This is a genomic window from Deltaproteobacteria bacterium (genome assembly GCA_020848745.1).
Taxonomy (GTDB): domain Bacteria; phylum Desulfobacterota; class Binatia; order UTPRO1; family UTPRO1; genus UTPRO1.
On record JADLHM010000112.1, the window covers coordinates 1 to 12,653 of the forward strand.

General features: G+C 70.4%; 11 protein-coding genes. All 11 read left to right on the forward strand.

Translation table 11 applies throughout. The features are described from left to right. Positions 1-1,256: phosphomethylpyrimidine synthase ThiC (thiC, locus tag IT293_17465; protein ID MCC6766452.1), on the forward strand; the 1,256-nt coding region annotated here is incomplete at its 5' end. A gap of 583 nt (positions 1,257-1,839) precedes the next feature. Beyond that, positions 1,840-2,556 (forward strand): polysaccharide export protein, encoded by a 717-nt coding sequence (locus tag IT293_17470; protein ID MCC6766453.1) that lies wholly within the window; start codon positions 1,840-1,842, stop codon positions 2,554-2,556. A 7-nt stretch (positions 2,557-2,563) separates the two neighbouring features. Next, the gene (locus IT293_17475; protein ID MCC6766454.1) at positions 2,564-4,060 is read left to right on the forward strand and encodes a hypothetical protein; all 1,497 of its coding nucleotides are present in this window, start codon (positions 2,564-2,566) and stop codon (positions 4,058-4,060) included. Between the two features lie 12 nt (positions 4,061-4,072). Next, on the forward strand, positions 4,073-5,428 hold the full coding sequence (locus IT293_17480) for an AAA family ATPase (protein ID MCC6766455.1): 1,356 nt from the start codon (positions 4,073-4,075) through the stop codon (positions 5,426-5,428). Next, on the forward strand, positions 5,425-6,363 hold the full coding sequence (locus tag IT293_17485; protein MCC6766456.1) for a hypothetical protein: 939 nt from the start codon (positions 5,425-5,427) through the stop codon (positions 6,361-6,363). The genes IT293_17480 and IT293_17485 overlap by 4 nt, the downstream gene beginning before the upstream one ends. 15 nt (positions 6,364-6,378) lie before the next feature. Further along, positions 6,379-7,833, forward strand: coding sequence for a sugar transferase (locus IT293_17490; protein MCC6766457.1), 1,455 nt, complete (start codon positions 6,379-6,381; stop codon positions 7,831-7,833). A gap of 58 nt (positions 7,834-7,891) precedes the next feature. Continuing rightward, positions 7,892-8,650 carry a glycosyltransferase family 2 protein gene (locus tag IT293_17495; protein ID MCC6766458.1) on the forward strand — a complete coding sequence of 253 codons (759 nt, stop codon included), beginning with the start codon at positions 7,892-7,894 and terminating at the stop codon, positions 8,648-8,650. Positions 8,651-8,679: 29 nt separating this feature from the next. Beyond that, positions 8,680-9,708, forward strand: a complete 1,029-nt coding sequence (locus tag IT293_17500; GenBank protein MCC6766459.1) for a Gfo/Idh/MocA family oxidoreductase — start codon at positions 8,680-8,682, stop codon at positions 9,706-9,708. A 19-nt stretch (positions 9,709-9,727) separates the two neighbouring features. Continuing rightward, positions 9,728-10,327 (forward strand): N-acetyltransferase, encoded by a 600-nt coding sequence (locus IT293_17505; GenBank protein MCC6766460.1) that lies wholly within the window; start codon positions 9,728-9,730, stop codon positions 10,325-10,327. Beyond that, the gene (locus IT293_17510) at positions 10,324-12,042 is read left to right on the forward strand and encodes a polysaccharide deacetylase family protein (protein MCC6766461.1); all 1,719 of its coding nucleotides are present in this window, start codon (positions 10,324-10,326) and stop codon (positions 12,040-12,042) included. Before IT293_17505 ends, IT293_17510 begins: the two co-directional genes overlap by 4 nt. A 271-nt stretch (positions 12,043-12,313) precedes the next feature. Next, on the forward strand, positions 12,314-12,653 hold a 340-nt coding region (locus IT293_17515; GenBank protein ID MCC6766462.1), incomplete at its 3' end, for an FAD-dependent oxidoreductase.

Sequence of the window (12,653 nt, forward strand, 5' to 3'; positions counted from 1 at the left end):
CGGTCGCGAGCGGCACCGCCGCCGAGGTCGAGAAGCTGCACTGGGCGCAGCAGTTCGGCGCCGACACGCTGATGGACCTCTCGACCGGCGGCAACCTCGCCGAGTGCCGCCAGGCGATCGTCGATCACGCCACCATTCCGATCGGAACGGTGCCCATCTACTCGATGATCGTCGGCCGACGCATCGAAGACCTCACGTACGACGTGATCCTGCAGGAGATCGAGCGTCAGGCGCAGCAGGGCGTGGACTACTTCACGATCCACGCGGGCGTGCTGCGCGAGCATCTGCCGCTGATCCGCCGGCGCACGACCGGCATCGTCTCGCGCGGCGGCTCGCTGCTCGCGAAGTGGATGCTGCACCACGACCGACAGAATCCGATGTACGAGCTCTTCGACGAGATCAGCGCGATCATGCGCGAGTACGACGTGACCTATTCGCTCGGCGACGGACTGCGGCCCGGATGCCTCGCGGACGCGTCGGACGCCGCGCAGCTCGCGGAGCTCCACACGCTCGGCGAGCTGGTGCAGCGCGCCCGCGACGCGGGCGTCCAGGCGATGGTGGAAGGCCCGGGACACGTGCCGCTCGACCAGATCGGCTTCAACATGCAGCTCGAGCAGCGCGTCTGCGACGACGCCCCCTTCTACGTCCTCGGACCGCTCGTCACGGACGTCTTCCCCGGCTACGACCACATCACGAGCGCGATCGGCGCGACCGAGGCCGCACGGCACGGCGCCGCGATGCTGTGCTACGTGACGCCGAAGGAGCACGTCGGCCTGCCGCGCGCCGAGGACGTCAAGGCCGGGTGCATCGCCTACAAGATCGCCGCCCACGCCGGGGACATCGCCCGCGGCATCGCCGCCACCCGCCAGTGGGACGACGACCTCTCACGCGCGCGCGCCGCGTTGAACTGGCCGAAGCAGTTCGAGCTCGCGTTCGACGGCGAGACGGCCCGGGCGCTCCACGACGAGGATCTCGAGGTCGACACGGAGTTCTGCGCGATGTGCGGACACGACTGGTGCAGCCTTCGCATCTCGAAGGAGATCTCGGAGTTCGCGAGCGGCAAGGACGCGGCCTTCCAGCCGACACGCGCCGCCATGCGGAGCCCCGGCGTGAGCGACGAAGGCCGGGCCTTGCTCCGCCAGCGAGGCACGCTGCCCGTGGTCGAGGGCAAGCATGCCTGTCATAGTGACCTCGTGCGCGAGCCGGACGTCGCCAAGGATCTCCAGGACCGCGTCTTCGGCGACGCGAATCCGTAGTTATTCTGAATGATTAGGGAGGCGGACGTGCCGACGGGCACCGCCGGTGACCGGGATCGGAGCCGCGTGGGCGCCGCCGTGTGCCACCAGCGCCCGGCCCGGCGCGTACTCAATGTTTCCGCCGAAGAGGCCGATGTGCACCGAACGGTGGCAGTCGCCCGAGGGAGCGCCATGGATCGTCTGGCAGTCGTGCGATCCCGCTCCACCGATGCAAGATTCTCGAGGCAGCTTCCGCCTTGGAAAATCGACACGTTGCAAACATAGCGCCGTGCGGCACAATGGCCCACTTCTTGATCGACACAGGCTCGGAGAATGACCCCCTGCCCAGCGTCACGGCGGCGAACTGCCGACGAAGCGGCCGAACCGTTCTCTTGCGCCACGAAAAACCCTATCGCTGGCGCAGAGGGTGTCGCAGATGCCACAGTCCAGAGATCGTCACTCGGACAACTGGTCGAAAAGCATTGCCTTCGCGCCACGTCTGGAATTGGCGCGAGCATTGCTGCGGAGGTCGAGGCGTGAGTCATCCGATGAGGCGTATGAGACTCGGCGGTGTTCCGCATCCGCGGTTCCTCGAGGTGGCGGCGTGAAGCGGGCCGCCCGGGCGTTCGCCGTCATCCCGCTCGTGGTGCTGGCGGCCGGCGCCTGCGGAGCGCCGAAGCAGGTCACCAATCCGCCGCCAGAGGTCGCCACGCTCTATCCGCGGCTCGGCGAGAATCCGCAACCGCCGCTGCACCCGTACGTTCTCCAGGTCGGCGACGAGCTCGCCGTCAAGTTCTACACCAACCCCGAGCTGAACGAGGACGTGAAGATCCGGCCCGACGGGATGATCTCGCTGCAGCTCATCGACGACGTTCCGGCCGCGGGGCGCACGCCGAAGGAGCTCGATGCGGATCTCACCAAGCGCTACACGGGCGAGCTCGCGGATCCGCAGGTCAGCGTGATCGTCCGCAAGACCGGGCTCAACCGGATCTACATCGACGGGCAGATCGGGAACCCGGGCATCGTCACGATCGCCGGCGGGATGACCCTCTACCAGGCGATCCAGCGCGCCGGCGGCCTGCTCGAGGGCGCCCACCGGAAGCAGATCATCCTCATCCGCAAGGGACCCGACGGGCAGCCGGTCGGCCGCTCGATCGACATCCGTCCGATCCAGGACGGGTCGAATCCCGGGGTCGACGTGCCCCTGCAACCGCTCGACATGGTGTACGTGCCGCGCTCGAAGATCGCCGAGGTCGGCCTCTTCGTGAAGCAGTACATCCGCGACGCGTTGCCCATCGCGTATTTCCCGATTCCCTTCTGAGGACCGCATGACCGACCAACAGATCCCCTGGCGCGAGATCGTGGCGATCCTCCATCGGCGCCGGAGGTTCATCGCCCAGATCTTCCTCGCGGGTTTCCTGACCGTCGCGCTCGGGGTGTCGACGCAGAAGCCGACCTACCGCGCGTTCGCCACCCTCATGGTCACCTCGGATCGAGCGCAGGTCGTCGTCTCGCCCGACGCGGGCACGCGGCCGACCGTCGAGAACGTGACCGAGCAGGACATGAACAGCGAGGTCGCGTTGATCTACAGCGAGTCGCTGGTCCGGGAGGTGCTCGCGCCCTACTGGAGCCAGGACGAGGAGGAGGCGTCGACCTTCTTCGCGCGCGTCAGGTCGGTGATCACCTTCCCGCTCCGCGTCCCGTCGCTGATCTACCAGTTCATCCACCAGGTGCCGCCGCCCACGGGCCTCGACAACTGGGCGCAGGCCACGCTCGACAAGCTCGGGGTCGGGATCGTCGGCAAGTCGAATCTGATCGAGGTGTCCTACACGGCCTCGAGCCCGAAGTGGGCGGCCGAGTTCGTGAACAAGCTGGTCGCGCACCACATCGAGCGGCGCGGGAAGCTGAGCCAGCAGTCGGAGGCCCGGCGCTTCTTCGAGTCGCAGCGCGACGTCCTCGCCAACAAGTCGCGCGAGGCCGAGGTCGCGCTCGCCGAGTTCAATCACCGCCAGGGCATCGATTCGCTCACGCCCGAGCAACGGCAGGGGGTGCGGACGCGGCTTGCCGAGCTGCAAACGATGCTCGGGGATTCCGAGCGCGAGCTCGCGGAAGGCACGGCGCGCATCGCGTTCCTCACGGAGGAGATCAAGAACTACCCGAAGAACATCGCGACCGAGTCGAAGATCGCCCAGAACCAGCAGTTCATCCGTCCGAAGATCCTCGAGCTCGAGCTCCAGCGCAGCGAAATCCTCTCGAAGTACGCGCCGACGAGCGTCAAGGTTCGCGACATCGACCGGCAGATCGCGCAGGCGAAGCGCCTCATGGAGGCGAACCGCGAGACGCTCGCCGAGACGACGAACGCCATCAACCCCGCGTACCAGAACCTCGAGGTCGATCTCGCGCAGACCAAGGCGCAGATGGCGGCGGTGAGCGCGCGGGTCGAGGCGCTGCGGGCGCAGGTCGCCGAGCACAGGACCCAGGTCGCGCACCTCGACGAGATCAGCTCCGAGCAGGAGCGGCTCGAGCAGGCGGTGGCCTCCACGAAGGAAGCGTCGGCCACGTACGCGAAGAAGGAAGAGGAAGCGCGTTTCACCACCGCGCTCGACGAGTCGAATCTCGTCAGCATCGCGATCGCGCAGAACGCGGAGGTGCCGACGGTCCCGGAAAAGTCGAAGCAGGCGATCATGCTCGCGCTCGGCGCGATCGTGAGCCTCGTCGCCGCGCTCGGTCTCGCGTTCCTCCGCGACCGCCTCGACCCGGCCGTGAAGAGCGCCGCGGAAGCCAAGAACGTCACCGGACTGCCCATCCTGGCGGAGATCCGCTAGCCGACGACCACCATGTACGCCGCGCACTTCGGACTGACCGCTGAGCCCTTCTCGCTGACGCCCGACCCGGCGTTCTTCTACCTGAGCCCCGATCATGCCGAGGCGCTCGCGGGGTTGAAGATCGGGCTCGAGAGCCGGCGCGGGCTCATGCTGATGATCGCCGAGGTCGGCATGGGCAAGACCACGCTGCTCTACTCGATGCTCGACCAGCTCGATCCGCAGGTGCACACGGCGTACCTCTCGAACACCCGCCTCTCGTTCGACGACCTGCTGCGCCAAGCGCTCACGGACTTCGGCCAGCCGTGCGCGAGCCGCGACCGCGTCGATCTCTTGAACGCGCTGAACGCGTTCCTCCACGAGCGGGCGTCCGTCGGCGAGACCGCCGCGCTCATCATCGACGAGGCCCAGAACCTGGACGAGGCGACGTTCGAGGACCTGCGCCTCCTCTCCAACTACGAGACGTACACCGACAAGCTCCTGCAGATCGTGCTCGTCGGCCAGCCGGAGCTCGACACGAAGCTCGCGCGCCCGAGTCTCCGTCAGGTCACCGAGCGCGTCGCCGTCCGCTGCCACATCAATCCCCTGACGACGGCGGAGAGCCTGCGGTATCTCGAGCACCGCCTGCGGGTCGCGGGCGGATCGACCGACGTCTTCACGCCGATGGCGCTCCGCCTGCTCGTGTGGAAGGCGCGCGGGATCCCGCGCCGGCTGAACATCCTCTGTCACAGCGCGATGCTCTTCGCGTACGGGCGCGCTGCCCGTCGCGTCTCGTTCCGCGAGGCGCGCGCGGCGATCCGCGAGAAGCAGGGGCAGGGCCTGGTCACGATCAACCCCCGGCGGCGCTTCGTCTCGGCGCCGGGCGCGCCGTCCGAAGCGCAGCCCTGGCGCATCGCGGCCGCGGCGGCGGCCGGGATCGCGTTCGTGCTCGGCTACGGGGGCGGCTACATCGGCGGGCACTCGGACACCCTCGCGCCGCTGGCGGCGCCGACCCGCATCATCCAGATGAACGAGGCCGCGGCCGCTCCGTCGAGCGGCGACGTCGCGCCCGTCGCCCCCGCCGTGGCGGCGCCGGCGGTGGAAACGGTCGAAGCTCCGACGCCGCACCCGGCGCCCTCGCCGGAGCGCGCGGCGGAGCAGATCGCCGCGACCGCCGCCGAGCCCGCTCCCGAGCCGCCGACGTTCCGCGAGATCGTCGTGCCGCGCGGCACCTCGCTGTCGGCGCTCGCGCAGCAGTACTACGGCGACGGAGGCCCGAAGCTCATGCAGCGGATCCGGGACCTGAACCCCCAGATCGTCGACGTCGACCACATCTACGCGGGCGACCGGCTGCGCCTGCCCGCGGTCGACGAGACGGACGGCTCCCGATGAGCAACTACATCAACGTCCTGCGCCGCCTCGAACGCGAGCGCCGCGCCCCCGACGCGATCCCGACGCCGGCCGCGCCCGGCGAGCTCGCCGCACGTGAGGTCGTCGCCCCGACGGCGCCGCCGCCGCGCATCGAGCCGCGCATCGCGCCGCCGCGACCGGCCGCCGCGCCGGCGCCGGTCGCGCCCGTCGCGCCGCCGGTCGAGCGCACCGTGATCCCCCTGCCAAGCGTCCCCTCGACGCCCGCGGCGCCGCCGCCGGTCGAGACGACCATCGCGGCCGCCCGCACGCCGGCCGCGGGAGCGCCGGCGCCGCGAGCCCCGCACGCACCGGACAACGCGACCGAGCTGCTGCGCGCCCGCGCCTTCGCGACCGAGGCACATCCGGGCATCGCGACGCTCCTCGACGCCATCCGCTTGATCTCCAACGGTCGCCAGATGCGTGTGGTCGTCTTCTGCGGCGCCTCGAACGCGGAAGCGGTGACAACGCTGGCGGACGCCCTCGTCACGCACGCCAGCCGCAGCGGCATGCCCGCGTTCCTCGCGACCCTCACCCGCACCGCCAACGGGTCCGCCATCGTACCGGCGCGCGGTACGACGATGGACGCGGTGCTGCCGATCGACCTCGACGCCGGTCCGTCCACCGAGGCGGTGTCGCGCTGGGCGGCGCAGGTGGGACCGGAGAGCGATCTCGTCGTCATCACCGGACCGCCGCTCGCGACCTCGATCGACGCCGCGCTCCTGGCATGCGCATGCGACGGCCTCGTCATCGTGGCCGAGTCGGAGGTGACCGAGCGCGCCGCGCTGCAGCTGGCCGCCGAGCGGGCGCGCATCGCCGGCTGCAAGGCCCTCGGCGTCGTCATGCACGGCAGCAAAGACCGCATGCCAGGATGGGTGCGACGCCTGCTCGGCGATCGTTCGGAATCCCTGTCGTCCTGAAAGGATCACCACGTCATGTCGCCGCGCCGCAAAGCCCTCGTCACCCTGATCAAGCTCACGGACGTCGCCATCGTCGCCGCCTGCCTGGTGGGCGCGTTGGCGCTCACCGCGGGAAAGGACGGCGGCGAAGCAGGCACCGGCGTGCTCGACATCCAGGTCACGATCCTCGACATGGTGTTCGTCGGCCTCTACCTCGTGGCCTGGCATTTCGCGCTGCGCATGCGCGGCCTCTACAACTCGTACCGGCTCTCGCCGGCGTCGCGCGAGTTCAGGGATCTCGGCACGGCGGTGGTGATCGCGACCGTGCCGCTCGTCCCGCTCAGCCTGTCGCCCGGCGGCGGCTACGTGAGCTCCGCGTTCCTCGTCGTGTTCCCGCTGCTCGCGTTCGCCGGGCTCGGCATCGAGCGCCGCGTCCTGCGCGCCGTCGCGCGCCAGGTGCGGAGCCTCGGCCGCAACCTCCGCGACGTGATCATCGTCGGCGACGGCGGCCCCGCGCTCGAGGGCGCGGCGCGGCTCGCGCAGCGCGACGGCCTCGGCTACCGCGTCATCGAGGTCCTGAACGTGCGCGCCAAGCTCGGCCCCGCGCAGGGAAATGGCCGCGGCGCCGTGAACGGAACGCCGCGCGTCTCGGGCGACACTCTGAGCGAGCTCGCGGCGCTCCTCGAGTCGCGGCCGATCGACGAGGTCTTCCTCGGTCTGCCCCTCGACGGCTCCGAGCCGCTGATCCGCCCGATCATCGCCCTCTGCGAGGAACAGGGCATCACGGTGCGCGTCGTGGCGCACCTCGCCGCGCTCGACTGGGGAAAGGCCTCGATCGACACGCTCGGCGAGCAGCCGGTCATCACCATCTCGAGCGGTCCGCCCGACTCCTTGCGCCTCGTGGCGAAGCGTCTCATCGACCTCGCGGGCGCGGGCGCCGGCTTGCTCCTGCTGGCCCCCGTCATGGCGGCGATCGCGATCGCGGTGAAGCTCGACTCCGGCGGCCCGATCTTCTTCGTGCAGGAGCGGGTGGGGCTCAATCGTCGGCGTTTCCCCGCCTACAAGTTCCGCACGATGGTGGTGGGCGCCGAGACGCTGCAGGCCGACCTCGAGCACCTGAACGAAGCCGAGGGCCCTGTCTTCAAGATCGAGCAGGACCCGCGCTGCACTCGCCTCGGCCGCCTGCTCCGCCGCTTGAGCCTCGACGAGCTCCCGCAGCTCGTGAACGTCCTGATGGGAGACATGAGCCTCGTCGGCCCGCGCCCGCTCCCGGTGCGCGACGTGGACCGCATCGACACGCGCTGGCATCGGCGTCGCTTCAGCGTGAAGCCCGGCATCACGTGTCTCTGGCAGATCAACAGCCGCGAGCCGAAGTTCGAGGAGTGGATCCGGTCCGACATGGAGTACATCGACAACTGGTCGCTCACTCTCGACCTGAAGATCCTCGCGAAGACGATCCCGGCCGTCATCTCCGGGCAAGGCGCGCACTGACCACCCTCGTACGATTCCTCTCGACCTTCGTCCCCCTGAGAAAGGACGCCCCCCACTCGTGACCACCGACTCCACGGCACCCGTTACCGTCATCGTCCCTTGCTACAACGAGGAGGCGGGCCTGCCCTTCCTTCTCGAGCGCCTCCGCAAGATGCGCGCGCGCAACGCCGGCGACTGGCACTTCCTCTTCGTCGACGACGGCTCGAGCGACGGCACCTTCGGCGCGCTGCTCCGCGCCGCGCAGGACGAGGGCTGGATCGAGGTCGTCCGGCACCCCGAGAACCTCGGGCTCGGCGCGGCGCTTCGCACCGGCTTCGATCACGCGCGCTCACCGATCGTGTGCAGCATCGACAGCGACTGCACCTACCCGCCCGAGAAGCTGCCCGAGCTCGCGGCGCTCGTCAGCGATGGCGCCCAGATCGTGACCGCGTCCGCCTGGCACCCGGAGAGCGCGGACGCCGAAGGCAGCAGCATCCGCCTCTGGCTGAGCCGCATGGTCTCCGGACTCTACAAAATCCTGATCGGACAGGACGTCTACACCTTCACCTGTCTCTTCCGCGCGTACCAGACCGAGGCCGTCCGCCGCATACGCTTCCGCTCGAGCGGCTTCGCGGCGGTCGCCGAGATCATGCTGCGGGCCATGCTGAGCGGCCAGCGCGTCAGCGAGGTGCCGATGCGACTCGAGAGCCGCCGTTTCGGCGAGTCGAAGCTCAAGGTGGGCGACGCCGTCATGGCGCACGTCCGGTTGCTCCTCATGACCGCGTTCATGGTAGGTGCGCGGCAAGCGCGGGCCGTCGGCAACAGGCTGGTCGGCTGATCTTCCGCAAACCGAAAGGACTCCCCCTCATGACCATGCGAATCGGCATCATCGGCCTCGGACGCGCCGGAACGGTCCACCTGGACGCCTGGCCCCACGTGCGCGGCGCCGAAGTCGTCGCCGTGTGCGACCCGTCGCCGGCGGCTCGCAAGCGGGCCCGCGAGCTCGGTATCCGCGTCTACACCGATCCCGCGCTGATGCTCGAGACGGCGGAGCTCGACGGCGTGACGATCGCGACGCCGCCCGCCGACCACGCCGAGATCGCGATCGCCTGCCTCGATCGTGGCGTACACGTGCTCTGCGAGAAGCCGCTCGCGCTCACGACCTGGGACGCGCTCGCGATGCTGAAGGCCGCGGCCCGCAACAAGCGCCAGCTCCTGCTCGCGACGAAGTTCCGGCACGTCCCGGAGCTCGCCGCCGCGCGCGAGCTGATCGCCGGCGGAAAGCTCGGAGATCCGGTCGCGTTCGAAGTCAGCTTCTGCAGCCCGGTCGACATGTCGAAGCGCTGGAACTCGCAGCGTGGCGTCGCGGGCGGCGGCGTCATCATCGACAACGGATGCCATGCCTTCGACATCATGTCGTATCTCTTCGGCTCGGTGACGCGCGTGCAGACGAACCTGCACCGCCCGCTGCAGCGGATCGGCGTCGAGGACGGCGCGACCATCCAGGTCCGCGCCGGCGACGGCGTGGTCGGCAAGGCGGACGTGAGCTGGAGCCTCTCGACCGGCCGCAACAGCTACGTGAACGTGCACGGCTCGCTCGGCACGATCGAGGTCGGCTGGCAGGAGACGCGGGTCAAGTATCTCGGCAAGGACTGGGAGACGATCGGCGGCTCGTACGACAAGATCGACGCGCATCGCCGCATGCAGACCTGCTTCGTCGAGACCTCGCAGAGCGGCGGCGCGACGCCCCCGTGGATCAGCACCGTCGAGTGCCTGCGGACGGTCGCCGCGGTGGAAGCCGCGTATCGTTCGGTCCACTCCGGCGGCTGGGAATGGGTCGACACGAAGGGCATGCGCCAGCGCCGGACGGGCGGCCGCGGCCGCAAGCGGGCCTGACGCGCCGAGCACCGTCCCCATGTCGCACGTCCCGTCCCGCGACGGTGCACCGCGCCTGCACGCCACCGCCCTCGTCGAGCCCGGGGTCGAGCTCGGCGCGCGGACGTCGGTCTGGGACAACGTCCACATCCGCGGCCCGGCGACGATCGGCCACGACTGCATCATCGGCGAGAAGACCTACGTCGCCTACGGCGTGAAGATCGGCGACTTCGTCAAGATCAACGCCCAGGTCTACGTCTGCACCGGCGTCACCATCGCGAATCGCGTGATGATCGCGGCGGGCGTCATCTTCACCAACGACCGCTATCCGCGCGCCTTCGATCCGGCGGGCGGCGGCCTCGCCGACTCCGGACCGAACGAGGACACGCTGGAGACGACGGTCCACGAGGGCGCCACGATCGGCGCGGGCGCGATCATCGGCCCGGGCCTGACGATCGGCGCGTACGCGATGGTCGGGATGGGCTCGGTCGTGACGAGCGACGTGCCGCCGCACGGGCTCGTCTTCGGCAACCCGGCGCGGCTGCGGGGATGGGTGTGCGTGTGCGGCGAGCCGCGCGGCGAGGGCATAGAGCCGGCGCGTCCGGGAACCACCTGCGGGCGCTGCGGCCGCGCGTCATGATCGATCTCCTCGCGCACGACGAGGTCGCCGCCCTCGGTCTCGAGGCCGTGCTCGATCTCGAGAAGATTCCGTACCGCCGGGTCGATGCGATCGACGAGACGAGCGCGAGCCTGCTCGTGGCGGTCGGCGACCTCGCGTCGCCGGCGGAGATCGCTGCGGTCGAACGGGTGTCGGCGCTGGTGCTCGGAGGCGGCGAGCTCTTCGCGCGGCAGGTCTTCGGCGTGCCGGCGGCGCGCGTCGAACTCCGCTCCTGCGCGATCGCGCTCGACCAGCCGATCTGGCCGGCCGCGACCGCCGCGATCGCGCGCGAGCACGACAAGCGCGAGCTGCGTCTCCCGGCCGTCCCCACGCTCGACGTGCCCGAGATCACGAAGGGCACCGTGCTGGCCGGCCTCGCCGGCAGCGGGCGTCCGGCGATCGCGCGCCGTAACCGCTGCCTCTGGTCGCCGCTCGACCTCGGCACCGCCTTCGCGCGCCTGACGACGGAGGACGACGGCCTACCCCGCACGCCGCCGTCGCGCGCGCCGTGGTACGGCGCGGCCCGCAAGGCGGCGGAGATCGCCTACTACGCGGCCCCCGACGCGCTCCGCGGCTGGGTGCGGCGCCGCACCTACGCGACGCTCGATCAGCGGCTGGCGGCGCTCGGCGAGCACGCCAGCGACTACCCGATCGACGCGACCGGTCACCTGCTGATCGAGCTGGTGAAGCAGCTCGTGAAGCTCGCGGCGGGATCGTTGGTCCGGATGGCGCGCTGGCCCGCGCCGTACCATGCCGCGGCGAGCCTCACGCACGACGTCGAGCCGCGGCGCTACGCCTACACCCGCGGCATGGAGCGGCTTCTCGACGTGATCGAGGCGACCGGACACCCCGCGACGCTCGGCCTGGTCGCGAGGCCGGCCGCGCGCCACCTGCACGGCGAGCTCGTCCGGCGCCTCGTGCCGCGCCGCGTGCTCTGCCACGGGCTCGAGCACCGCGGCGAGCGGGTATGGGGGCGTCAGCGCGTCGCGGCGACGCTCGAACGCGCGCGCACGCGCCTCGAACGGACGCTCGGCCGCGCCGTCACCGGCTATCGCAGCCCGCGGCTCGATCGCTCGCCGGATCTCGCCTGGGCGCTGGATCGCGCCGGCTTCCGCTACGATTCCTCGTACCCGGACGTCGACCGCGAGAACATGGCGAACTTCGGCCGCGGCGTACGCCTGAACGTCCCGTTCCGTCCGGTGATCGACGACGGCGTGGGCGGCCCGCGCCCGAGTCGCTGTCTCGAGCTGCCGCTCACCGCGCCCGACTGCATCCAACCGCTGTTCGCCGGCGAGAGTCCGGAGCGGCTGCGGCAGACGGTCGAAACGAAGGCCGCCTTCCTCGCGGCGACCGGCGGTCTCTACGTCGCGCTCGTCCACGGCGGCGTCTTCGACGAGGCGGACGCGGACCTCCGCATGGAGCACCTCGAGTTCGTGTACCGGCAGCTCCGACGCGCCGACGTCTGGCTCGCCGCCATGGAGGACATCGCCGACTGGTGGTGTCGGCGCGAAGCGCTCAAGCTCAGCGTGAAAGGGCGCGCCGTGCACGTCACCAACACCGGCGCGCAACCCATCGCGGGCGCCCGCGTCGTCATCGAGCGCGACGGCGGCGACTGCGTCTTGAACGTTCCTCCGCTGCCCGCGGGCGCGCAGATCGCCCTCGTCGTGCCGCGCAGCCGCGCCTTGCCCGCCGCCTGAGCGCGCGATCACGCGGGCGCCGTGTAGCGTCGCGTGCGACCTCGCATGGTCGCCCGCAGCGCAACGCGCGGCTAAGCCTCCGGAAGCGCTGGGCGCGGCTTTGCGCCTAGAAGGACGCGCCGGCACGGGATATCACCAAGTGCGTCGCTCGGGATCCTGCGCACACTGACACGGCAGGTGCGGGGCGCCAGGATGCGGCGGGGCAACGAAGCGTTGCGGGTCGATGCGCCGCGCCCGGGTCGAGCGGCGCCGCCGGGAGCAATCGAGAATCGTGAAGGGATCAGGCAAACGGGTCGCCGTTCTCGGCGGCGGGATCGGTGGGCTCGCGAGCGCGCACTACCTGCTGAACGCCGGATTCGTCCCGATCGTCCTCGAAGCGAGCGACCGGCTCGGCGGCCTCGGCACGTGGTTCGACCACCGCGGCGTCCACCTCGACCGCTACTACCACGTGATCCTCGACTCCGACGCGGAGCTCTGCGGGCTCCTCGGCGAGCTCGGCATCGCCGATCGCCTCATCTGGCGCGAGACCGGCATGGGCTTCCGGCTCGGGGGCAAGCTCTACGGCTTCAACTCGCCGCTCGATCTCCTGCGCTTCGGCGCGCTGTCCTTCC

What these genes read in the sequence shown, in the direction of transcription:
- IT293_17490 (MCC6766457.1), top strand. Translation starts at nt 6,379, where the DNA reads ATGTCGCCGCGCCGCAAAGCCCTCGTCACCCTGATCAAGCTCACGGAC.
- IT293_17505 (MCC6766460.1), top strand. Translation starts at nt 9,728, where the DNA reads ATGTCGCACGTCCCGTCCCGCGACGGTGCACCGCGCCTGCACGCCACC.
- IT293_17480 (MCC6766455.1), top strand. Translation starts at nt 4,073, where the DNA reads ATGTACGCCGCGCACTTCGGACTGACCGCTGAGCCCTTCTCGCTGACG.
- IT293_17485 (MCC6766456.1), top strand. Translation starts at nt 5,425, where the DNA reads ATGAGCAACTACATCAACGTCCTGCGCCGCCTCGAACGCGAGCGCCGC.
- IT293_17475 (MCC6766454.1), top strand. Translation starts at nt 2,564, where the DNA reads ATGACCGACCAACAGATCCCCTGGCGCGAGATCGTGGCGATCCTCCAT.
- IT293_17510 (MCC6766461.1), top strand. Translation starts at nt 10,324, where the DNA reads ATGATCGATCTCCTCGCGCACGACGAGGTCGCCGCCCTCGGTCTCGAG.
- IT293_17500 (MCC6766459.1), top strand. Translation starts at nt 8,680, where the DNA reads ATGACCATGCGAATCGGCATCATCGGCCTCGGACGCGCCGGAACGGTC.